The organism is Enterobacter cloacae complex sp. P16RS2 (assembly GCF_014982155.1).
GTDB lineage: Bacteria > Pseudomonadota > Gammaproteobacteria > Enterobacterales > Enterobacteriaceae > Enterobacter > Enterobacter cloacae_M.
Window position 1 is genome coordinate 225,700 of record NZ_JADCKW010000010.1, and the last position, 22,921, is coordinate 248,620.

The window sequence follows — 22,921 nt, forward strand, 5'->3', positions numbered from 1 at the left end:
AATTCAGATGAGCCAGAACGTATACCAGTTTATCGACCTGCAGCGTGTTGATCCGCCAAAGAAACCGCTGAAGATCCGCAAAATTGAATTTGTTGAAATCTACGAGCCGTTTTCAGAAGGCCAGGCCAAGGCACAGGCAGACCGCTGCCTGTCCTGCGGTAACCCTTACTGCGAATGGAAATGTCCGGTACACAACTACATCCCTAACTGGCTGAAGCTGGCCAACGAAGGGCGTATTTTTGAAGCCGCCGAGCTGTCTCACCAGACCAACACCCTGCCGGAAGTGTGCGGCCGCGTGTGCCCTCAGGACCGTCTGTGTGAAGGCTCCTGTACGCTGAACGACGAGTTCGGCGCGGTGACCATCGGCAACATTGAGCGCTATATCAACGATAAAGCGTTCGAGATGGGCTGGCGTCCGGATATGACCGGCGTGCGTCAAACCGACAAGCGCGTGGCAATCATCGGCGCGGGCCCGGCGGGCCTGGCCTGTGCGGACGTGCTGACCCGCAACGGCGTGAAGGCGGTGGTCTTTGACCGTCATCCTGAAATCGGCGGTCTGCTGACCTTCGGTATCCCGGCCTTCAAGCTGGAAAAAGAGGTCATGACCCGTCGCCGTGAAATCTTCACCGGCATGGGCATTGAGTTCAAACTGAACGTGGAAGTGGGCCGCGACGTGCAGCTCGACGACCTGCTGAAGGATTACGACGCCGTGTTCCTCGGCGTGGGCACCTATCAGTCCATGCGCGGTGGTCTGGAGAACGAAGACGCGCCGGGCGTGTACGACGCGCTGCCGTTCCTGATTGCCAACACCAAGCAGATCATGGGCTACGGCGAAACCGCTGATGAGCCGTTCGTCAGCATGGAAGGCAAACGCGTGGTGGTGCTGGGCGGCGGTGATACCGCGATGGACTGCGTGCGTACCTCCATTCGTCAGAATGCGGCACACGTGATCTGCGCCTATCGTCGTGACGAAGAGAACATGCCGGGCTCTAAACGCGAAGTGAAAAACGCGCGTGAAGAGGGCGTGGAGTTCCAGTTCAACATCCAGCCTCTGGGAATTGAAGTGAATGCCAACGGTAAAGTGAGCGGCGTGAAGATGGCGCGCACTGAGATGGGCGCACCGGATGCGAAAGGCCGTCGTCGCGCCGAGATCGTAGCCGGTTCGGAGCACGTGATCCCGGCCGATGCCGTAGTGATGGCGTTCGGTTTCCGTCCTCACAGCATGGAATGGCTGGCGAAGCACAGCGTCGAGCTGGATTCGCAGGGCCGCGTGATTGCGCCAGAAGGCAGCGACAACGCATTCCAGACCAGCAACCCGAAAATCTTCGCCGGTGGTGATATCGTTCGCGGTTCTGACCTGGTGGTAACGGCGATTGCCGAAGGCCGTAAAGCGGCTGACGGGATCCTGAACTACCTGGAAGTGTAAAAAAAACAGGCCCGATTGGGCCTGTTTTTATTTCACGACGCGAAGAGCCGGACGACCACCGCGCGGAGGCGGATCGTCATCAGGGTCATTGTCGTCGTGATGATCGGGTTTATCACCATCGATAAGTGACATCACCGTGTCGCTTTCGCGCTCATCGGATGCGTTGTCATCATTCAGGCTGGCAACATCTTCATCATACGCCGCTTCCGGCTCGAACATGGTACCCGCACCGTTTTCACGCGCGTAGATAGCCAGCACAGCTGCCAGAGGTACGGAAACCTGACGCGGCACGCCGCCGAAACGCGCGTTGAAGCGCACTTCATCGTTTGCCAGCTCCAGGTTACCCACCGCACGCGGCGCAATGTTCAGTACGATCTGCCCGTCACGCGCGTATTCCATTGGAACCAGCACGCCCGGCAACGTCACATCCACAACCAGGTGCGGCGTGAGCTGGTTATCCAGCAGCCATTCATAGAAGGCGCGCAGCAGATAAGGACGGCGTGGGGTAAGTTGTGACATTTCCACAGTCATTAGCCTCGGCCGAGACGCATTTCACGTTCCGGTTCAGTTAAAGATGCCAGGAAAGAGTCGCGTTCAAATACGCGAGTCATATAGCCCTTCAGCTCTTTCGCGCCAGGACCGCTGAATTCTACGCCCAGGGTTGGCAGACGCCACAGCAGTGGTGCCAGGTAGCAATCCACCAGGCTGAACTCATCGCTCAGGAAGAATGGTTTCTGACCAAACACAGGAGCGATCGCCAGCAGCTCTTCACGCAGTTGTTTACGTGCAGCGTCAGCTTCAGAAGCGGAACCGCTGGTAATCACGTTCATCAGCGAGTACCAGTCTTTTTCGATACGCTGCATGTACAGGCGGCTTTCACCACGCGCGACAGGGTAAACAGGCATCAGTGGCGGATGCGGGAAACGCTCATCCAGATATTCCATAATGATACGGGATTCCCACAGGGTCAGCTCGCGATCCACCAGCGTCGGTACGCTTTGGCTCGGGTTGAGATCGATCAGATCCTGAGGCGGGTTATCCTTTTCCACATGCTCGATCTCAAAACTGACACCCTTCTCGGCCAGCACGATACGAACCTGATGGCTATAAATGTCAGTAGGACCAGAAAACAGCGTCATTACCGAACGTTTGTTGGCAGCGACAGCCATGAAAACCTCCAGGTATATTCAGAATTTTTACTGCTACCAGCCCAACAGGGGCCAGCCAGATGTTGTATCGCCCATCCCAGAGAAAACACATTGTTCAAGAAACGAACAAAAATCGAGTATTCACCGATATTTGGGCAGAAAATTGGATGATAGTTTACCAGATTTTGATGGCTTTGTGGTGAGGGGATTCTGGAAATGTGGAAAAAGAGAAGATATATGCATGGATATTGTGGATAACCTGCGCATTATCCATAAAAAAACCCGCCGAAGCGGGTTTTTCGCCAATCGTTCTGCGTAAGCAGAATGGATTAACGTTTGGAGAACTGTGGACGACGACGTGCTTTACGCAGACCCACTTTCTTACGTTCAACCTGACGAGCGTCACGAGTAACGAAGCCAGCTTTACGCAGTTCAGAACGCAGGGATTCGTCGTACTCCATCAGAGCGCGGGTGATACCGTGACGGATCGCACCAGCCTGACCGGAGATACCACCACCTTTAACGGTGATGTACAGATCCAGTTTTTCTACCATGTCAACCAGTTCCAGCGGCTGGCGAACTACCATGCGGGCAGTTTCGCGACCGAAGTATTGTTCCAGAGAACGCTGGTTGATTACGATTTTACCACTGCCCGGTTTGATGAAAACGCGAGCTGCGGAACTTTTGCGGCGACCAGTGCCGTAGTATTGATTTTCAGCCATTGCCTATAATCCCGATTAGATGTCAAGAACTTGCGGTTGCTGTGCCGCGTGGTTGTGCTCGTTGCCTGCGTAAACTTTCAGTTTACGGAACATAGCACGACCCAGCGGGCCTTTTGGCAACATGCCTTTAACCGCGATTTCAATCACACGCTCAGGACGGCGGGCAATCATCTCTTCAAAGGTCGCTTCTTTGATACCACCGATGTGGCCAGTGTGGTGATAGTACACTTTGTCAGTACGCTTGTTGCCGGTTACAGCAACTTTATCAGCGTTCAGAACGATGATGTAATCACCGGTATCAACGTGCGGAGTGTATTCCGCTTTATGCTTACCGCGCAGGCGACGAGCCAGTTCAGTAGCCAGACGGCCCAGAGTTTTACCGGTCGCGTCAACAACATACCAGTCGCGCTGTACGGTTTCTGGTTTAGCTGTAAAAGTTTTCATTAAAAGCTTACCCAAATAATAAGTTACACGTTGGTGAACACCCAAACGTTTAGTCAGTTGAGGTTCACACGACAAAGTCCGGCAAACCTACCCCTTCGAATAGCACATGCCGACACATAGAAAGTTTCGGGAAAAAAACCTTCTCGTAACGTGGGGTCGCAAGATTATAGAGAAGTTGAGGTCAAAGATCGACCCTTAAATGTGATTTGGAATGGGTTTTTCGGGGGTGAGTGATGTGCGGTCTGGAGCCCTCACCCCCAGCCCCTCTCCCAGGGAGAGGGTGGCATTTATGGCATATGCTCCAGCTTCAGGTATTCCTCACTCTGCATCTCCTGCAGACGCGACAGGCAGCGCTGGAACTCAAATTTCAGCCGCTCTCCCTGGTAAATCTCATATAAAGGTACCTCGGCGCTGACCACCAGCTTGACGTGGCGCTCATAAAACTCGTCCACCAGCGCAATGAAGCGCCGTGCTTCGCTCTCCATCAGCCGCGTCATCACCGGCACGTCCAGCACCATCACGGTGTGGAAAAGACGCGAAAGCGCAATGTAGTCATGCTGGCTGCGGGCATCCACGCAGAGCGTCGTAAAGGAGACCGCCAGCGTTTGGTTTTCGACGCCGAGCGTGGGCAGCGGTCGATGGTTAATCTCGAGTTCCGGGGCGTGCTCGCGTTTTTCTCCCGCCAGCGCCAGCCAGAGTGTATCCATCTCGCAGGTGGTCTCTGCATTTAACGGCGAGAGCCACAGATGCGCCTGAGTCAGCGTGCGCAGACGATAATCGACACCGGCATCGACGTTCATAATGTCGCAGTGCTGCTTGAGGGCATCGATGGCGGGCAGGAAGCGTGCCCGCTGCAGGCCGTTACGATAAAGCTCATCCGGCGGGATATTCGACGTGGCCACCAGCGTGATCCCGCGGGCAAATAGCTCTTTCATCAGGCCGCCTAGCAGCATTGCATCGGTGATGTCAGACACAAAAAACTCGTCGAAGCAGAGCACGTCCGTTTCAGCTTTGAACCTGTCGGCCACAATCTCCAGCGGATCGCTCTTGCCCTGCAGTGCGGTCAGTTCTTCATGCACCCGCAGCATAAAACGATGGAAGTGCAGACGCTGCTTACGTGCGCCAGGCAGGCTCATATAAAACAGGTCCATCAGCCAGGTTTTTCCGCGACCGACCCCGCCCCACATATATAAACCGCGCACCGGCGCGTGAGCCTGTTGCGTTTTTTTACCGAGCAACCGCCCAAACACCGCCTTTAGCCCACCGTTCTGTTCAACGTCAGCGGGTTTTTCCGTGAGCTCCTGATAAATCATCTCCAGACGGTTTACCGCCTCACGTTGAACGTCATCAGGCTGATGAGTGCCCTCGTTAAGGGCCAGTTGATATCGCGATGCAGGGGACAGGTTTTGCATAATCTTATTGTTATTCCTTCAATTAACGCTCACCAGCAGACGTGACTGATGAAAAAAAGGCCGTTCTACACTACGCGATGATACGTCAGGATTCCACTTCTGCAGAAATAGCGGTTATAGTGGCATTATCAGGCACAGGCAGGAGCCGAGCCAACACCCTACGGAACAACAAGACAACGGGAGAAGTTCATGACCTGGGAATATGCGCTAATCGGTTTAGTCGTCGGCATCGTCATCGGTGCTGTGGCCATGCGTTTCGGTAATCGCAAATTGCGTCAGCAGCAGTCACTGCAGTACGAACTGGAAAAGAACAAAGCCGAGCTGGAAGAGTATCGTGAAGAGCTGGTCAGCCATTTTGCCCGTAGCGCCGAGCTGCTGGACAACATGGCAACCGACTATCGCCAGCTGTATCAACATATGGCAAAAAGCTCCAGCAGCCTGCTGCCGGAAATGACCGCGGAAACCAACCCGTTTCGCAACCGTCTGGCTGACTCTGAAGCCGGTAACGATCAGGCGCCCGTTCAGATGCCTCGCGACTATTCCGATGTCGCGTCCGGCCTGCTGCGCGGCGGTGTAAAACGCGATTAATCGCACAACCTGAATTTATTTTACGGGCGCAGCGATTGCGCCCGTCCTTTCCTGATGACCCCAGCTATCATTTAGTTAAACACCTCATTGTTCAGCGGTTTAAAATTCAATAACATCAACGTGTTTTTAGGGCCGTTTTTCCTTTATTCCAGGTTACGAGAGTCAACATCGATGAAGAAAAAAAACCAGCTGTTGAGCGCTATCGCGTTAAGTGTCGGGTTATCTCTCTCGGCGTCCGTCCCTGTATTTGCCGCTATTCCTTCCCAGGTGCCTGGCCAGGCGGCCATTCCAAGCCTCGCGCCAATGCTGGAAAAAGTGTTGCCTGCGGTCGTCAGCGTTCAGGTTGAGGGCACCGCAGTACAAAGCCAACGCGTCCCTGAAGAACTGAAAAAATATTTTGGCGATGAGTCTCCCGACCAGCAGGCTCAGCCTTTTGAAGGCCTGGGCTCTGGCGTCATTATTGATGCGGCAAAAGGCTATATCCTGACCAACAATCACGTCATCAGCCAGGCCGATAAGATCAGCGTCCAGCTGAACGATGGCCGTGAATTTGATGCCAAACTGATCGGCGGCGATGACCAGAGCGACATCGCGCTGCTGCAGGTACAAAACCCAAGCAACCTGACCCAGATTGCCATAGCGGATTCCGACAAACTGCGCGTCGGCGATTTTGCCGTCGCTGTAGGCAACCCCTTTGGTTTAGGGCAGACCGCTACTTCCGGGATCGTCTCGGCGCTGGGACGCAGCGGCCTCAACCTGGAAGGGCTGGAAAACTTCATCCAGACCGATGCATCAATCAACCGTGGTAACTCCGGCGGAGCATTGCTTAACCTTAACGGCGAGCTGATTGGGATTAACACGGCTATTCTGGCCCCGGGCGGCGGCAGCATCGGGATCGGTTTTGCTATCCCCAGCAATATGGCCAAAACCCTGGCGCAGCAGCTGATCCAGTTCGGTGAAATCAAACGCGGGCTGCTGGGTATTAAAGGTATGGAGATGAGCGCGGATATCGCAAAAGCGTTCAATATCAACGTACAGCGCGGGGCGTTTGTCAGTGAAGTGCTGCCAAACTCCGGCTCGGCAAAAGCGGGCGTGAAATCAGGGGATGTGATCGTCAGCCTGAACGACAAACCGTTGAACAGCTTTGCAGAACTGCGTTCACGGATTGCCACGACGGAACCTGGCGCCAAAGTGAAGCTGGGCCTGATACGTGACGGTAAGCCGCTTGACGTTGAGGTGACGCTGGATAAGAGCACCTCATCCTCGGCCAGTGCGGAGCTTATCGCCCCGGCGCTACAGGGGGCTACGTTAAGCGACGGGCAGCTGAAGGACGGTACGAAAGGCATTAGCATCGATACCGTTGAGAAGAGCAGCCCTGCCGCACAGGCCGGATTGCATCAGGATGACGTGATTATCGGTGTCAACCGCAACCGCGTGCAGTCTATTGCCGAACTGCGCAAGGTGCTGGAAAGCAAACCGGCGGTTATTGCCCTGCAGGTCATGCGTGGCAATGAGTCCATCTATATTCTGTTGCGCTAAGCATTTGCGACCCGGACATCACCGCTGCGTGTGATGTCCGGATAACTCATGTTATGCTGCAAATCGTTCCTTTTTTAACGACACGCGCATCATGCTTTTAAAGCTCTTACGTTCTACTGTCATCGGTTTGATTGTCGCTGGCCTGCTGCTGCTGGCGCTGCCGTCTTTACGTCAGTTCAATAAACTGTCGGCTCCCCAGTTCGATAGCACGGATGAAACGCCGGCCACCTATAACCAGGCCGTCCGCCGTGCCGCACCTGCCGTGGTTAACGTCTATAACCGAGGCCTGAATACCTCAGCCCATAACCAGCTGGAGATCCGCACCCTAGGCTCCGGGGTAATTATGGACGAGCGCGGCTACATTATTACCAACAAGCACGTGATTAACGACGCCGACCAGATCATTGTCGCTCTGCAGGATGGCCGCGTATTTGAGGCGTTACTCGTTGGGTCTGACAGCCTGACCGACCTGGCCGTGCTGAAAATTAATGCCACGGGCGGTTTGCCGGTCATCCCGATCAACCGTAAACGTACCCCGCATATTGGTGACGTCGTACTGGCTATCGGTAACCCTTACAACCTGGGCCAGACCATCACCCAGGGGATAATCAGCGCGACCGGTCGTATCGGTCTGAACCCCTCCGGGCGGCAGAACTTCCTGCAAACCGATGCCTCCATCAATCATGGTAACTCCGGCGGGGCGCTGGTCAACTCGCTGGGCGAGCTGATGGGTATCAATACCCTCTCGTTCGATAAAAGTAACGACGGTGAGACGCCGGAAGGGATCGGCTTTGCCATTCCGTTCCAGCTGGCGACCAAAATCATGGATAAACTGATCCGCGACGGACGTGTGATCCGCGGCTATATCGGTATCGGCGGGCGCGAAATTGCACCGATGCATACCCAGGGCGGCGGTATCGATCAGATTCAGGGCATCGTGGTTAACGAGGTGGCACCGGGTGGACCGGCGGCTAACGCGGGGATTCAGGTAAACGATGTCATTGTGTCGGTCAACGGCACGCCAGCGGTCTCTGCGCTGGAGACGATGGATCAGGTGGCAGAAATTCGCCCGGGTTCTATCATCCCTGTTGAGGTCATGCGCAACGATAAGAAACTGACGCTGCACGTGACGATTCAGGAATACCCGGCCACTAACTGACAGGCATAAAAAAACGGAGCGATAAGCTCCGTTTTTTTTACCGGGAGACGGTTCGTTTTACTTGTTAACGAACTCTTCGCCCAGGGTGATATCTTTCTTCAGCGTATCCAGCATGCCTTCCATCGCGTGTTGTTCAAACGCGCTCAGCGTACCAATGGATTTACGCTCTTCGATACCGTTTTTACCCAGCAGCAGCGGTTGGGAGAAGAAGCGAGCGTGTTCGCCATCGCCTTCAACGTAAGCGCATTCAACAACGCCTTTCTCGCCCTGCAGAGCGCGAACCAGTGACAGACCAAAACGCGCAGCCGCCTGGCCCATAGACAGGGTTGCAGAACCGCCACCCGCCTTCGCTTCCACCACTTCGGTGCCCGCGTTCTGGATACGTTTAGTCAGGTCAGCCACTTCCTGCTCGGTGAAGCTCACGCCTGGGATCTGCGACAGCAGAGGCAGGATGGTGACGCCAGAGTGACCGCCAATTACCGGTACTTCCACTTCTGTTGGCTGCTTGCCTTTCAGCTCAGCAACAAAGGTGTTGGAACGGATGATATCCAGCGTGGTTACGCCGAACAGTTTGTTTTTGTCGTAAACACCCGCTTTCTTCAGCACTTCTGCCGCGATAGCCACGGTGGTGTTCACCGGGTTAGTGATGATGCCGATGCATGCTTTCGGGCAGATTTCTGCAATCTGCTGCACCAGGTTTTTCACGATGCCCGCGTTGACGTTGAACAGGTCTGAACGATCCATGCCTGGCTTACGCGCCACGCCTGCAGAAATCAGCACCACGTCGGCACCCTGCAGCGCAGGACGTGCATCTTCACCGGAGAAGCCTTTGATTTTTACAGCAGTCGGGATGTGGCTCAGGTCAACCGCCACACCTGGGGTTACCGGAGCAATATCGTACAGGGAGAGTTCTGAGCCTGAAGGCAGTTGGGTTTTCAGTAGTAGGGCAAGCGCCTGGCCGATACCACCAGCAGCGCCGAGGACTGCGACTTTCATCCTAAACTCCTTATTATGGTTAACTTAAGTATCTGTAAATCCGTTGCGGCGACCATAATTCAGCAAGTAAATAATTACAATTTTCGTAGCTAAAGAATTTGAGGTCACGCGACTTTATCTCTCACCAGAAAACTATCTGACGACAGAGGGCAACGCATTAAGAGGTGGTTACAATACACCCTGCCCCGCCACCAAAACAACATCATTTTGATAACATTTAATTTACTTTTAAGCTTATTTGCGCGGCGTGACCCAGGCATGTTTTCTGATAACGAAATCTGATAAAATCACTCCCTTTCATAACATTATTTCAGCCTGGCGCTGAGTAGATAATTTGCATAAAAATTCATCCACATGCATAATAATGTTGTTTCTATCGTCATATTCCGGGTGACTTATGCGAAGCTCGTCTAAGCAAGAAGAATTAGTAAAGGCCTTTAAGGCGCTACTCAAAGAAGAGAAATTCAGTTCTCAGGGAGAAATTGTTCAGGCGCTGCAGGAACAAGGCTTCGATAACATCAACCAGTCGAAAGTCTCCCGCATGTTAACGAAATTTGGCGCGGTGCGTACGCGTAACGCCAAGATGGAGATGGTCTATTGCCTGCCGGCAGAACTTGGCGTGCCGACCACCTCCAGCCCGCTCAAAAACCTGGTTCTGGATATCGATCATAACGACGCCGTCGTGGTGATCCACACAAGCCCTGGTGCAGCACAGCTGATTGCCCGCATGCTGGACTCGTTGGGTAAAACGGAAGGTATCCTCGGGACTATCGCCGGTGATGACACCATCTTTACCACACCGGCTAGCGGTTTCTCTGTGAAAGATCTCCACGAAGCCATTCTGGTACTGTTCGAACAGGAACTCTAATCCCCTCTCCCCGTAGCGCCGCTGCGGGGATCGTTCTGCTTCCGCTGCGTTTCTCACTCTTTTCCTCTGCCCTTCACTTTGACAAATAGTGCTTTTTACCACCTATTAACATTCATCTGGTGAATGCTAAATCAAAAAATCGCACAAAAAATCAAAATCTGATATCCATATGATTTTATTAGATATAACCAACAAAAATGAACAAAAAACGTTCAATGTTATGCAATTTAGTTATAAAAAACAGGCTGGTTAACACGTAATAACAAGAGAAACCATTAGCCTGGTATTAATTTTTGCCGTTATTAGTGTATACTTGATTTTGTGATGAGGGTCACGAAACAAGGCCCCACGAAAAAATTCGACGAGGTAAGAATCATGAAAATCAAATCAACTGTAGCGGCGCTCAGCGTCCTGTCCGTCTTGTCATTCGGTGCTTTCGCAGCAGACTCTATCAATGCTGACCAGGCGCAATCCCGCCAGGCCATCGGTACGGTTTCTGTCGGCGCGGTCGGCACATCGCCAATGGACATGCATGAGATGCTGAATAAAAAAGCGGAAGAACAGGGTGCGTCATCCTATCGCGTCATCGAAGCGCGTTCTGGTGACCACTGGCACGCCACCGCTGAGCTGTACAAATAAGTTTTAGTAATAACTGAAAACGAAAATCTCCACTCAACGGCACCAGGCATAAAAATAGCGGTTCAACCCTTCTCGCCGTTGAGTAAAAAAACCTATTCAGGAGTAAAGACTATGAAAACCAAATTGATCATCGCAACCCTCGGTATGGCATCCGTTCTCTCTTTCGGCGCAAGCGCAGCCGTACAGCAGGTAAATGCCGACCAGGCACAAAATCTACAGCGTATGGGCAGCATCTCCGTAACGTCTGTCACCGGTTCACCGATGGATATTCGTCACGAACTTGCCGCCAAAGCTGAAAAAGCAGGCGCCAGCAGCTATCGCGTCACCGAACTGAATCAGGGTGACCACTGGCATGCAACGGCAGAGCTGTATAAATAAACCCTCGTCGTATCTCATCATACGACTTGCCCCTGGCCTCATGGTCAGGGGCTTTTTTCATTCAATGCCGCGCGTTAAAGCGCAGCTGCCCTTCAAGCTCTTCTTCCGCTTCATCGAACAGCAATATCAGCGCGCCAAAACGTCTTCGCAGCTTATCAGGCAAATGGATGAACTCAATTTCCAGCGGTAGCGGCAACTGACTGCCGGTGACCACGTCCCACAGCGTATCCAGATTCGTCACGCTTTCTCGTTCAAGATCAAACGCCCGGATAAATTCACGGTAGAAGTCTTCCTGACTGTCGATCTCGTCAAAATCAAACGTATAGGTTTTCATTGCCAGCCACCCAGTCCAGGCGAGCGGCAGATGCCGCCCTGTCTATTATAATCCCCCAATATGCAGGGTTTTAACTTCCAGATACTCTTCCAGCCCCAGCACGGAGCCCTCTCGTCCAAGGCCTGACTCTTTTACGCCGCCAAAGGGCCCAAGCTCCGTGGAGACAGCGCACTCGTTGATGCCGATCATCCCGCTCTCGATAGCCTGTGAAACGCGGAAGACCCGAGAAAGATTCTGGGTGTAGAAGTAAGCCGCCAGTCCATAGGGGGTGTTGTTGGCGCGCTGGATAACTTCATCTTCCGAGGTGAAACGGAAGCACGCCGCCACCGGGCCAAACGTCTCTTCTTCTGCCAGCTTCATGCCCTCATGGCAGTCGCCCAGTACGGTTGGCATCCAGAAATTCCCGCCAAGCGGATGAGGCTTACCTCCTGCCAGTACGGTTGCGCCCCGGGCAACGGCGTCGTCGACATGCTCACGCACCTTGTTGACCGCAGAAGGTTCAATCAGCGGCCCGACGACCACCCCCTCCTCAAGACCATTACCCACCTTAAGCGCATTCACCGCATCGGCGAGTTTATTCACAAATTTGTCGTAGACGGTTTCCTGAATATAAAAACGGTTCACGCTGACGCAGACCTGCCCGGCATTGCGGAACTTGTTGGCGATCGCGCCCTTAACCGCGGCGTCGATATCCGCATCCTCAAAAACGATATACGGGGCATTTCCCCCCAGCTCCATCGAGACTTTTTTCATGGTTTCTGCGGCGTTACGCACCAGCGTTTTGCCGACGGAGGTTGAGCCGGTAAAGGAGATTTTACGTACGTCGCGGCTTGCCATAATCGCATCGCTGATTTCATGCGTATTCCCGGCTACGGCGTTGAGAACACCGTCGGGCACTCCGGCCTGTTTCGCCAGCGTAAGCAGCGCAAAAGCGCTGAGCGGCGTGTTGTTGGCCGGTTTAATGACTCCGGTGCATCCTGCCGCAAGCGCCGGGCCTAACTTGCGGGTGAGCATGGCCATCGGGAAGTTCCACGGCGTAATAGCCGCGACCACACCAATGGGTTCACGGGTCGCCAGAATGCGTGAGCCGGGTTTTATCGGCGGAATAATTTCACCGTTCGCGCGTTTGGCCTCTTCGGCAAACCACTGGATAAAGCTGGCGGCGTACTCGACTTCTCCCTCCGCTTCTTTCAGGGGTTTGCCCTGTTCGGTGGTCATCAACCGCCCGAGCCAGCTTTTATTCTCAATAATCAGTTCGTACCAGCGGTAGAGAATCGCCGAGCGTTCTTTCGCGGTTTTGGCACGCCATGCCGGGAAGGCCTGGGTAGCCGCTGCAATAGCATCTTCGGTCTGTGCTTTACCCGCTTTAGCGACTTTAGCAATGACCTCGCCGGTCGCGGGATTCAGCACATCAAAGGTTGTATCCAGCGTTTTCCAGATTCCGTTGACCAGATAACCGGTCTGAAAAAGGATGTGGTCCTGAAGCGCCTGGGTCGTCATGTGTTCTCCCTTTCTGAAATGTAAGAACGTGCTGGAATAAGTATAGCCACAAAAAAACCGACGCTTTTGGCGTCGGTTTTTTTACTTCAGTCAGTTATCCGTGAGGGCATTCTGGTAGCGATGCAGCATAAACACCAGCCGTCCTACCGGCTCGGTCACCTGAGGCGGCGCCTCCCAGTGCTTGAGCTTTTCCTGATAGGTATCGAGCTCTTCAAGCAGCTGCGTAAAGTAGCGGCGCCGTTTGTCATCGCTACTGGCAGAAAGCACGTGATCGGCGGTACGACGCAGCTGGCGGTGGTATGCCGACAGATCGTCGTTGATCGGCACGGGCGCGTTACGCAAACGCTGGTGCGCAATGATCAGGGTTAACGCCAGGCGGAACTTCGCGATATCGCCCGGGAACTTGTTCAGCAGCAAAAACAGCTGCTGGTAGAGCGCGGGCAGGTGGTTCTCTTTACGGCGCGCGGTATTGGTTGTCAAAGATGACACGGCAGCCGACACGAACTGGTTCAGCAGCACGCGGCCCGTTCTTGCCTGCGAGTTATCACGCACCAGTAGTATCACCATCATGGCCAGGAAGCAGCCCACCAGCTGGCCTAACGCGCTGTCGAGGAACTGGCTGAAATGGAAGGTCATCGGGTTATCGAGCACGATGATGTTAATCGTACTCGCCAGCGCCCCCAGCGATCCCAGACGCCGCTTTTGCACTTCAATGCCTATAAAGAACGCCATTACCGCCAGGCTAATACAGAGCAGCAGCATGCTCTGTTGCGTCGACGGGATGATGACCAGGAAATAGAGCGCGCCTATCGGCAACGCGGCAATCGTGCCGTAAAGGAAATCAATGGCGACCATACGCGGATTAGGCAGACGCATCGCCAGTGCGGTCACAACGGCAATCATCACCATCGCGCCGCTGCCGGACGTCCAGCCCGTCCACAGCCAGAACAGCGTGCCGAGCATGCAGGCAAGCGTCGTACGCCAGAAATTGACCATGGCGTGATGGCGCTCGGCGGATTCCGCCTTGATCACCACTTCCCCCTGCAGCACCTCTTCTTCCGCCGCGCTGATTTTGGTGTTACCAATCACGCCGCGCTTCAGCAGCAGATAGCGCGTCGCGGCGCCGACCCAGGTATAGATGGTCACCGGCGTGTCGCGCTCCCCGGTCCAGGCAATCACCCGACGCATGCGCTTAAGCTGCTTATGCACGTCCTGTACGGTTTCCACCGGCTCGGCAAACAGTTCGCGGAACGTATCGGTGACCGCTTCCGGCCGGGTGTTCTGAATCAGATAGGTTTCACATGCCTGGGTAATCAGCGTCAGAGAGACGGTGTTGAGGGCTTTAAGGCGTCGATTCGCGCGGGCCCAGCGCGAGGACTCCATGTTAAGGTTGCTGCGCATACCTTCCAGCGCCTGCGTACGGCGTACCAGCCCGCTCCAGGCTTTATCCACCTCTTCGCTATCGCCATGCTTAATGCACAGCTGCATCAGCTGATACTGGGCAACGATCAGCGCGTCAAGCTCACGGTCGACTTCCTGCTTGATGGAGCGCGGAGAGAAAAGCAGGTCAGCGACGATCGCGCTGACAATACCAATCACAATTTCGCTGCATCGCTCCACCGCAAACTGCGGGGCAAGCAGCGGTTCAGACTGAATGGTGATGACAATAATCAGCGCGGTATAGCCCGCCAGCCCCCAGGCGTAGGAGTTCTCCACTTTCACCAGAGACGAGATCCAGGTGCAGAAACCTGCCCAGATACAGCAGACCATCAGCATCAACAGCGGGGTACGGATCATCAGAATAATAATGGTCAGCGCCGCGAAACAGCCGATAAACGTCCCGATAATACGCAGCATCCCGCGATAGCGGATCGCGCCTGAATAGGGTTCCCCACCAGCGGCAAAGGCCGGGCCCGCCGCGACAATCGCGGCCGTCAGCACTGCCCAGCGAGGGGTTTCAAGCTGGAAGTGAAAGCCAACAAACAGCGCCAGCACGATGGCGCACGCCAGCTTCACGGCGAAGCGAATGTGCTGACTGGCGATGGAAAAGATACCCATGGCGATTAACCAAACTCGCGCAGGCGGTGGGCAATTTTACGGAAGAACGAGTCCTGGCTGGCATCCCGGTCCTTTTCACCGGTGATCACCACCGTCGCCGTGGTACCCGCAGGCCACAGATTTCCCTGCTGTTCGTCCAGGTGGATGCGCACCGGCACGCGCTGGGCCAGACGTACCCACTCCAGGTTGGAATCGACCGTCGCCATCCCTTTGGCATCGTTAGAGCTGCTGGAGTTAGTCACCCCTGCGGCAACGCTGTCGACGGTGCCTTTAAAGACGCGGTTGCTGCCGAGCGGCGTAATTTCAGCACGATAACCTGGGCGCACTCCTTCCAGCTTGGTTTCTTCCATGTAGGCGAGCACGTAGAAGGAGTTCTGTTTAACCAGCGCCACGGCGGTAGAGCCACGGGTAATGAATTCCCCGGCATAGACGTTGAGGTTGGTCACCCAGCCATCGGACGGCGCGCGGATCACGGTGCGCTCGAGATCGAGTTTCGCCAGATCGCGCGTTGCCTGCGCTTTCGCCAGCTGGTGCAGCACGGTTTGCAGCACGTTATTGGACTGGTCAATCTCTTCACGGGACATTGCCTGAACGCCCAGCTGATTACGGCGGCCTGCCTCGCGGCGTTTCTCCGCAGCGAGCGCCTGATAATAGGCCACGTCCGCTTCCGCCTCTTCCAGCGCTTTCTGGTAACGAGGCTGGTCGATGGTGAACAGGACCTGATCTTTTCTCACCAACTGGTTATCGTGGACGTTGACCGCCGTGATAAGACCGGCCACGTCAGGGGCTATTGCCACCACATCGGCGCTGAAGCGTGCATCACGCGTCCACGGTGATTCGGTGTAATAAACCCAGGCGCGGAAAATAGCGATGAAGGCGAGGATAACCAGCGCCATTGTGATGGCAGTGCGGGAGATTTTTCTTGTTAGCGTTTTCACATCAACCTCAGACAAACATGCGCGATATCAGATAAAACAGGCAGCAATACAGCGCGGTATTGAACAATGCAGGGTGCCAGACGAAATCGTAGATCCCGGTAGGGACCAGCACCTTGCGCACCAGCCAGAAGATCGCCAGTGATAAAAGAAGCTCGAAAAATATCGGTGGGAACGACAGACCGAACACCACGATAACGGGAAACAGACTCATGTTGACCTTGATAAGAGAGAGTGCAGGCTTCAGAATTTTTTAGCGCACGCCACCGCAGGAGAGCAAGAAACGCCGGGCGAGAATGGCGCAGCCGTTATGTAATTAATAATATATTAACGTAACTGTTATGCTGTTATCTATAATATGTGATCTAAATCACTTTTAAGCCAGAGTGAACAATGGAACGTTTAAAACGCATGTCGGTCTTCGCCAAAGTGGTTGAGCTGGGCTCTTTTACCGCCGCTGCACGCCAGCTTCAGATGAGCGTCTCATCCATCAGCCAGACGGTGTCCAAACTGGAAGATGAGCTTCAGGTCAAGCTGCTCAACCGCAGCACCCGCAGCATTGGGCTGACGGAAGCGGGTAAAATTTACTATCAGGGCTGCCGCCGTATGCTGCTTGAAGTGCAGGATGTTCACGAACAGCTCTATGCCTTCAACAACACCCCCATCGGCACGCTGCGCATCGGGTGTTCTTCAACTATGGCACAAAATGTTCTCGCTGCCATGACGGCGGATATGCTGAAAGAGTACCCCGGTCTTACGGTCAATCTGGTGACGGGTATCCCGGCGCCGGATCTGATTGCCGACGGGCTGGACGTGGTGATCCGCGTCGGCGCATTGCAGGATTCCAGCCTGTTCTCGCGTAGGCTGGGCAGCATGCCGATGGTCGTCTGCGCTTCGAAGAGCTATCTGGCGCAGTACGGTGTGCCGGAGAAACCCGCCGATCTCACCAACCACTCGTGGCTGGAGTACAGCGTGCGGCCCGATAATGAATTTGAGCTGATTGCCCCGGAAGGGATCTCCACTAGGCTGCTGCCGGAAGGGCGGTTTGTCACCAACGATCCGATGACCATTTCACGCTGGCTGGTGGCCGGCGCCGGGATCGCCTACGTGCCGTTAATGTGGGTGATCAACGAGATCAACAGCGGCGTGCTGGAGATCCTCTTCCCGCGCTACCAGTCCGATCCGCGTCCGGTGTACGCCTTGTATACCGAAAAAGACAAACTCCCGCTCAAGGTACAGGTGTGTATTAACTATCTGACCGAGTATTTTGTGGACGTGGCGGAGCTATTTCAGGGGATGCGGGGGAGAAGGAAAGAGTAAGCCTTTCCCCAGAAGGGCGAGGGAGAAAAGACAGCGTAGAGCAATCCCCTCTCCCCTTTGGGGAGAGGGGTAGGGTGAAGGGAAAAAAATTACGCCGTGCCGCCTACCGTCAGGTTGTCCACTTTCAGCGTCGGCTGGCCCACGCCAACCGGCAGGCTCTGACCCTCTTTACCGCAGACGCCCACGCCGTTATCCAGCTTCAGATCGTTACCGACCATAGAGATCTGCTGCATGGCTTCAATACCGGAGCCAATCAGCGTCGCCCCCTTCACCGCTTTGGTCACTTTGCCTTTCTCGATCAGATACGCTTCTGACGTGGAGAAAACAAACTTACCGGAGGTAATGTCCACCTGGCCGCCGCCAAAGTTTGGCGCAAAGATACCGTAATCAACGGATTCAATAATCTCCTGCGGCGTGGATTTGCCCGGCAGCATGTACGTGTTGGTCATGCGCGGCATCGGCAGGTGCGCGTAAGATTCACGGCGTCCGTTGCCCGTTGGCGCCACGCCCATCAGACGCGCGTTGAGTTTGTCCTGCATGTAGCCTTTCAGCACGCCGTTTTCGATCAGCACATTGTACTGGCCGGGCGTACCTTCATCGTCGATAGCCACCGAGCCGCGACGATCGCGCATCGTGCCGTCATCCACCACGGTGCACAGTTCAGAGGAGACAAGCTGCCCGATTTGACCGCTGAACACGGACGTCCCGCGACGGTTAAAGTCGCCTTCCAGGCCGTGGCCTACGGCCTCGTGCAACAGCACGCCCGGCCAGCCAGCGCCCAGCACCACCGGGAATGAGCCCGCCGGCGCCGCGACGGCATTCAGATTCACCAGCGCCATGCGCACGGCTTCTTTTGCCCACGCGTCAGCGCGCGCTTCACCGTCAACGTCGCCCAGGAACCAGTCATAGCCGAAACGACCGCCGCCGCCGCTTGAGCCGCGTTCGCGTTTGCCGTCGTCGTCGACCTGCACGCTGATGGAGAGACGTACCAGCGGGCGAACGTCTGCCGCCAGAGTGCCGTCCGTTGCCGCCACCAGAATCAGTTCATAGACACCGCTCAGGCTGGCTGAAACTTCCTGCACGCGTTTATCAGCAGCACGCGCCACTTTGTCCACGCGACGCAGGATATCCAGCTTCTCTTCACGGCTCATGCTCTGCAGAGGATCGATGCTGGTATAGAGCGCAGAGTGCTGCACTTCTCCCAGGGTTTTCACGCGACCATCGCCGGTATCACGCACAATGGTACGTGCGGCCTGCGCGCTCTGCTCAAGTGCAGCCAGGCTAATCTGATCGGCATAGGCAAAACCGGTTTTCTCGCCGCTAACGGCGCGGACGCCGACGCCCTGGTCGATGTTGTAAGAGCCATCTTTAATGATGCTGTCTTCTAAAACCCAGGATTCGTGATAGCTCGACTGGAAATAAAGGTCGCCGTAGTCGAGACGGCGTTCGGTCAGTTGACCAAGAATGGAGAACAGGTCCTGATGATTCAGGCCGTTCGCTGCGAGCAAATGTTCACTTACCAGGTTCAGACTCATCGTATTGCTACTCGTTCGTTGCCGCCCGTGGCGGTATAAAGATCGTATTTATTGAGAGTGAGGCAATTACCTGCCCACGTCAAATCATTGCTGTGCATCTTTGCGCGGCTGGCGCAGCACCTCGTTAATCTGCGGTTTATCGACCGGACCGGTAATGCGGTAGCGCAGAATGGAGACTTTGCTCCACAGCGGACCCAGCACTTTGCTGGCGGCAAACACCGCCGCACCGACAATCGGGTTCACCACAAAGGCCGCCGCCACGCCCACGCTCGCGGAAATTTCCGGTGCCACCACGGCTTCCATATCCAGCTCGCGTCGCACGAGGTTAACGGAGCCTTTCATGGCGATATCCGCTTCCAGGCCATCCACCAGCGTGTCGTCCGTATGCAGAACGCCGTCCTTGATCCACGCCGTGCTGCGGATGGAATCGTAGTAGAAACCTTCGCTGAAGGTATCGCTGAAATCGAAGCGCAGCTTGCGCAGCAGAGCATCAAAACTCAGCAGGCGCAGGATCTGCCCGGCGCGCCCCGTGCTCACGTCGGCAATTTCACCTTTGCCGAAGCGGGTTTTCAGAATGCCGTTCAGCGAGGCCTCATCCGGCTTCCACGGGGCGTCACGCCAGTGAAGATCGTAATCGACGTCAAATGACGAGCCGCGCAGCGGCGTGCTGATACCAAAGAAATTGGCTGCCGCATCCAGCTTGTTGCCTTTAATGTCACCCTTCAGGGACGTTCGCTGCTCGCCCGGGTTATTCACCCATTCCCCTGCGGCCGTCATGCGGCCAAAACCGGTATCAACCAGGCCACCAGAGAGCGTAAGCGTATTTGCCTGGATGGTGAAATCGCCGTCGATACGGCCATATTTCTGCCCCCACAGCCAGCACTCCGCGCAGCGCAGCTGGAGATCGGGCCAGCCGCTAAAATCGACGCGGGAGACATTACTCAGCGGCGACGTCTCTGCCGGTTTATCTTTCCCGCTCGCGGCGCTTGCCGGGTTGTAGTAGAGGTAGCGGATCGCCGCCTGCCAAGGCGCGTGATTGCGCATGGTCAGCGTGCCGTTGATCTCTCTGCCCTGGGCCTCCACCTTCGTGCCGTTAGCGCCAGGCCGCGAGACAATGCTCAGGTTGTTCCACTGCTGCCCGCCCAGCATCAGCGACGGCGTACGTACGGTAATGGCTTGCGGGAACTGGGCGGTTTCATCAACGTTTTGCCCAACGCCTTTCTGGAACAGCGCCAGCCACTCTGCGCCGTCCATCGGCGGGAGATTCAGCTCAATGCCAGCCTGCTCCGGCAGAGGCGGCGTGGAGCGGCTATCCGTTGTCCAGATGGCTTTGTCGAGGGTGAGCTTGCGGTTAAGTAGCCATCGGCTGTTGAAGTGGTTTGTCCCACCCGCGCTTCCGGTCAGCGCGAAGCTGTTCAGGTTGCCATCGACGTTCAGCTTTACCGGCAGGGGCTGTCCGGCCTGTTTATCCAGCGGCGCAGGCAGCTGGCTCTGAAGGTTTTTCAGATCGCCCGTGATGTCGACCTTATACTGGGCGCCCGCGTGATAAGGCAGGTCAATTGCCACTTTCCCCTGCCAGGCGACTGCGCCCTGCACTGACGCCTCAATGGGCTTCGGCAGGACGTCCATGCGCGCTGGCTGCCAGTTACCGTCCAGATTGACGGCCACCTGATAAGCCTTTTCACCCTCGGTGGTCGTGAAGTCGATATTAACGGGCTGATTAAACCAGTTGGCCGTAAGCGGCTCGCTCTTAAGGTTTCCGTTGTCAAAGCTGAACTGCCCGCTGAGATTTTTCAGCGTGCTCTCAAGGGGTTTGATGAACAGACTGTTGTTCTTCAGGCGGACGTCACCTTTGGCGGTGGTCATCTCTCCGTCCAGCGGGATATCAAGATGTAAGCGAGCATTCACATCGCCATCAAGCTGTAGCTGCTGGAGCGTCGCCGCCAGCGAATCTTTCAGCGGCGTCTCCTCAAAGTACGGTCCCACCGCTTTGCCCGGACCGTTGATGTCAGCATCAATCAGCAGCTTCTCTTTGGAGTAATCCGGGATGTTGGCCGTCAGGTTGCTGGCCGTCACGCCGCCCAGCGCCACGCTGTCGGACTTCATCCATAGCCCGTCATTGAGGAAGTTGAGCTCGATATCCAGGTCTTTCAGCGCAGGCCAGCCGGGCTGGAACGCAAAGGTCGCGTTATGCAGCGGCACCAGCACCTGGAACTGGCCTTCATTATGTTTGTACGGGAAAAGATGCGGATTACCGCCGTACACCAGCGTGGCATTGTCCGCCTGACCGCCCTGAATCGCGCCGCTGAGATAGTCCACCAGGGCTTTTCCCATCAGGTTTTCCGGGAAGTAACGCCAGGCCTGAGAGCCGTCATCGGTGCTGATCCCGGCCAGAATGCCCAGCCACGGCTCATCGCCTTCAGGCTGTATATAGCGGAAATCGCCGCGCGCGTGAACGGCTTTGGCTTTCACATCGATATGGCGGCCATCAAGCTGGAAGCCCTTGTCGTTACGGAGCCAGTTAAGCACCGCGCTGCCCTGTTCGATTTCCAGCGGCGCGCGGAAGACCGTCTCGTAAGGCATTTTGGCGTCGTGCATATCAACCGTCAGCCTGCCGTCCTCCACGCTGCCTTCAAGCTTGCCGCTAAAGTGCTCCGCACCCGGCAGCAGCTTCCACTGCTTCCAGGCAAGATCTTTCCATGTCGCCTGGAAACGGGTTTTTTCCGTCGCCTGAAGCGGAATATCCAGCGCCAGAGAATCAATCTTTCCGCTCGGCTGCGTAGCCAGCCAGATCTCGCCCAGGTCAGGAGAGAGCTTTGCCGCCATCGAGCGTAGCCCTTCAATGGCGGCTAAATCCAGGTTACTGGCACGGATGCGCAGCTCGTCGCTGCGTTTACTGGCCGTGCCGCCGACGTCCTGCTCCGGCATCCAGGCCAGCGTCAGCGCACCGCGCGGCCACGGCTTGCCGTCCATGGTGATGCGCGTATCCGGAATGGCAAACTGCCAGCCCTCTTTCTCCTGCGTCACGTGCGCGGTGAGGTTATCGACGGAAAGCTGATGCTGCTGTTTTTCGCCTTTCCAGCTGGCGCCCCCCTGCTTGAGCCAGATATCGCCGCTGGCAAATTCGCCTTTGGTCAGGGTCAGCCAGCCTTCAAGGCTGAAACGGGCAGTCTCCAGCTGCATATTTTGCTGGAGCCAGTCGCCCAGCCACGGCTTCACGTCAACATCGTCGGCCTGCAGCCAGACTTTGCCGTTGTTTAACAGACCGTCATCGTCCCGCAGATCCATCCGTACCTGCATCACGCCGTGCTGGCCGTTCAGGCTTGAGAGATTGACCTGCCCCTCGGCGCGGTGACGTTCTTTACCGTTGAGCCAGGTCAGCTGAGGGATCGCCAGTTCGGCGCGCTGGCCGGAAAGGGTAATGAAGCTCACTTCACTGTCGCGCAGATCGAAGTGATCGAACTGACGGAGGAAAAGATCGCTGAAGCGGTTGGCTTCCAGGCCCTGACCGCTATCGCCGCCAGACAGCGGCGTATTGGTCAGGAACTGGAGTTGATAAAAGGTGAGATCGCGAAACTGCCAGCGCAGATGCAGCAGGCTTTGCCAGACGTCCAGCGCCAGGGTCACGCGTTTGATTTTCAGGTGGCCGCCATCTTTCAGGCTGGCGTTGATATCCCGGACATCAAGCGTCGGGCCAAAATTCTGCCAGTTAGCGCTTAGCTGGCTTACGTTCACCGGCACGCCGGTAGTAGATTCAATTTTAGCCAGCAGCTGCGGACGCCAGCTGTCCAGATGCGGTAATACGAGGCGTAGCCCGCTCACGAGCAACGCGACAATCACGACCAGCGTTGCCCCTGTAAGCAATAAAATCCCCGGCAATCGCCTCACGCATCTCTCCTTGTCAGCATTCGTCACGCAGC

Annotated in this window: 21 protein-coding genes; 8 read left to right on the forward strand and 13 right to left on the reverse strand. The window is 55.6% G+C overall.

What is annotated here, in order from left to right; genetic code table 11:
- Nucleotides 1–7: 7 nt before the first annotated feature.
- Nucleotides 8–1,426, forward strand: a complete 1,419-nt coding sequence (gene gltD, locus INF68_RS08120; protein ID WP_061716409.1) for a glutamate synthase subunit GltD — start codon at nucleotides 8–10, stop codon at nucleotides 1,424–1,426.
- Between the two features lie 27 nt (nucleotides 1,427–1,453).
- On the opposite strand, the gene sspB is transcribed toward gltD, so the two are convergent.
- From sspB to zapE, 5 genes are all read right to left on the reverse strand, one after another.
- Nucleotides 1,454–1,951, reverse strand: a complete 498-nt coding sequence (gene sspB / locus INF68_RS08125) for a ClpXP protease specificity-enhancing factor (protein ID WP_024906337.1) — start codon at nucleotides 1,949–1,951, stop codon at nucleotides 1,454–1,456.
- 5 nt (nucleotides 1,952–1,956) lie between these two features.
- Entirely contained in the window at nucleotides 1,957–2,595 is a 639-nt protein-coding gene (sspA, locus tag INF68_RS08130) for a stringent starvation protein SspA (RefSeq protein WP_014885418.1), read from the reverse strand.
- Nucleotides 2,596–2,903: 308 nt separating this feature from the next.
- A complete protein-coding gene (rpsI, locus tag INF68_RS08135; protein WP_003860436.1) occupies nucleotides 2,904–3,296 on the reverse strand; it encodes a 30S ribosomal protein S9 in 393 nt (130 codons plus the stop codon).
- Nucleotides 3,297–3,311: 15 nt separating this feature from the next.
- Nucleotides 3,312–3,740 (reverse strand): 50S ribosomal protein L13, encoded by a 429-nt coding sequence (rplM, locus tag INF68_RS08140; RefSeq protein ID WP_006178824.1) that lies wholly within the window; start codon nucleotides 3,738–3,740, stop codon nucleotides 3,312–3,314.
- 287 nt (nucleotides 3,741–4,027) lie between these two features.
- On the reverse strand, nucleotides 4,028–5,152 hold the full coding sequence (zapE, locus tag INF68_RS08145; RefSeq protein WP_126785717.1) for a cell division protein ZapE: 1,125 nt from the start codon (nucleotides 5,150–5,152) through the stop codon (nucleotides 4,028–4,030).
- A 189-nt stretch (nucleotides 5,153–5,341) separates the two neighbouring features.
- Here zapE and zapG point away from each other — a divergent pair, with 189 nt between their 5' ends.
- The 3 genes from zapG to degS all read left to right on the forward strand — a co-directional run bounded on the left by zapG (nucleotide 5,342) and on the right by degS (nucleotide 8,438).
- Entirely contained in the window at nucleotides 5,342–5,740 is a 399-nt protein-coding gene (gene zapG / locus INF68_RS08150) for a Z-ring associated protein ZapG (RefSeq protein WP_109846512.1), read from the forward strand.
- 171 nt (nucleotides 5,741–5,911) lie between these two features.
- A complete protein-coding gene (gene degQ, locus INF68_RS08155; protein ID WP_023309385.1) occupies nucleotides 5,912–7,279 on the forward strand; it encodes a serine endoprotease DegQ in 1,368 nt (455 codons plus the stop codon).
- A 91-nt stretch (nucleotides 7,280–7,370) separates the two neighbouring features.
- Complete coding sequence (degS, locus tag INF68_RS08160; RefSeq protein ID WP_023309386.1) at nucleotides 7,371–8,438, forward strand: outer membrane-stress sensor serine endopeptidase DegS; 1,068 nt, start codon at nucleotides 7,371–7,373, stop codon at nucleotides 8,436–8,438.
- Between the two features lie 57 nt (nucleotides 8,439–8,495).
- On the opposite strand, the gene mdh is transcribed toward degS, so the two are convergent.
- Nucleotides 8,496–9,434: a malate dehydrogenase gene (mdh, locus tag INF68_RS08165; RefSeq protein WP_023309387.1), complete on the reverse strand. Its 939-nt coding sequence runs from the start codon at nucleotides 9,432–9,434 to the stop codon at nucleotides 8,496–8,498.
- Nucleotides 9,435–9,831: 397 nt separating this feature from the next.
- On the opposite strand from mdh, the gene argR reads away from it, so the two are divergent.
- The 3 genes from argR to yhcN (INF68_RS08180) all read left to right on the forward strand — a co-directional run bounded on the left by argR (nucleotide 9,832) and on the right by yhcN (INF68_RS08180) (nucleotide 11,319).
- Nucleotides 9,832–10,302 carry a transcriptional regulator ArgR gene (gene argR / locus INF68_RS08170; protein WP_023309388.1) on the forward strand — a complete coding sequence of 157 codons (471 nt, stop codon included), beginning with the start codon at nucleotides 9,832–9,834 and terminating at the stop codon, nucleotides 10,300–10,302.
- Nucleotides 10,303–10,677: 375 nt separating this feature from the next.
- Nucleotides 10,678–10,941, forward strand: a complete 264-nt coding sequence (gene yhcN / locus INF68_RS08175) for a peroxide/acid stress response protein YhcN (RefSeq protein ID WP_126785716.1) — start codon at nucleotides 10,678–10,680, stop codon at nucleotides 10,939–10,941.
- 111 nt (nucleotides 10,942–11,052) lie between these two features.
- A complete protein-coding gene (yhcN, locus tag INF68_RS08180; RefSeq protein ID WP_023309390.1) occupies nucleotides 11,053–11,319 on the forward strand; it encodes a peroxide/acid stress response protein YhcN in 267 nt (88 codons plus the stop codon).
- A 61-nt stretch (nucleotides 11,320–11,380) separates the two neighbouring features.
- Here the strand turns inward: yhcN (INF68_RS08180) and INF68_RS08185 are convergent, their stop codons facing one another.
- The 5 genes from INF68_RS08185 to aaeX all read right to left on the reverse strand — a co-directional run bounded on the left by INF68_RS08185 (nucleotide 11,381) and on the right by aaeX (nucleotide 16,360).
- Entirely contained in the window at nucleotides 11,381–11,653 is a 273-nt protein-coding gene (locus INF68_RS08185; protein ID WP_023309391.1) for a barstar family protein, read from the reverse strand.
- Nucleotides 11,654–11,698: 45 nt separating this feature from the next.
- On the reverse strand, nucleotides 11,699–13,153 hold the full coding sequence (locus INF68_RS08190) for an NAD-dependent succinate-semialdehyde dehydrogenase (RefSeq protein WP_023309392.1): 1,455 nt from the start codon (nucleotides 13,151–13,153) through the stop codon (nucleotides 11,699–11,701).
- Between the two features lie 90 nt (nucleotides 13,154–13,243).
- A complete protein-coding gene (gene aaeB / locus INF68_RS08195) occupies nucleotides 13,244–15,211 on the reverse strand; it encodes a p-hydroxybenzoic acid efflux pump subunit AaeB (protein WP_126785715.1) in 1,968 nt (655 codons plus the stop codon).
- Nucleotides 15,212–15,216: 5 nt separating this feature from the next.
- Nucleotides 15,217–16,149 (reverse strand): p-hydroxybenzoic acid efflux pump subunit AaeA, encoded by a 933-nt coding sequence (gene aaeA / locus INF68_RS08200; RefSeq protein WP_126785714.1) that lies wholly within the window; start codon nucleotides 16,147–16,149, stop codon nucleotides 15,217–15,219.
- Nucleotides 16,150–16,156: 7 nt separating this feature from the next.
- Nucleotides 16,157–16,360 (reverse strand): p-hydroxybenzoic acid efflux pump operon protein AaeX, encoded by a 204-nt coding sequence (aaeX, locus tag INF68_RS08205; RefSeq protein ID WP_003860416.1) that lies wholly within the window; start codon nucleotides 16,358–16,360, stop codon nucleotides 16,157–16,159.
- Nucleotides 16,361–16,539: 179 nt separating this feature from the next.
- Between aaeX and aaeR the strand changes: the two genes are divergently transcribed.
- Complete coding sequence (gene aaeR / locus INF68_RS08210; RefSeq protein WP_023309395.1) at nucleotides 16,540–17,466, forward strand: HTH-type transcriptional activator AaeR; 927 nt, start codon at nucleotides 16,540–16,542, stop codon at nucleotides 17,464–17,466.
- 89 nt (nucleotides 17,467–17,555) lie between these two features.
- On the opposite strand, the gene tldD is transcribed toward aaeR, so the two are convergent.
- Nucleotides 17,556–19,001 carry a metalloprotease TldD gene (tldD, locus tag INF68_RS08215; protein WP_023309396.1) on the reverse strand — a complete coding sequence of 482 codons (1,446 nt, stop codon included), beginning with the start codon at nucleotides 18,999–19,001 and terminating at the stop codon, nucleotides 17,556–17,558.
- A gap of 84 nt (nucleotides 19,002–19,085) precedes the next feature.
- On the reverse strand, nucleotides 19,086–22,889 hold the full coding sequence (gene yhdP / locus INF68_RS08220; RefSeq protein WP_126785713.1) for an AsmA2 domain-containing protein YhdP: 3,804 nt from the start codon (nucleotides 22,887–22,889) through the stop codon (nucleotides 19,086–19,088).
- Nucleotides 22,890–22,921: the final 32 nt, after the last annotated feature.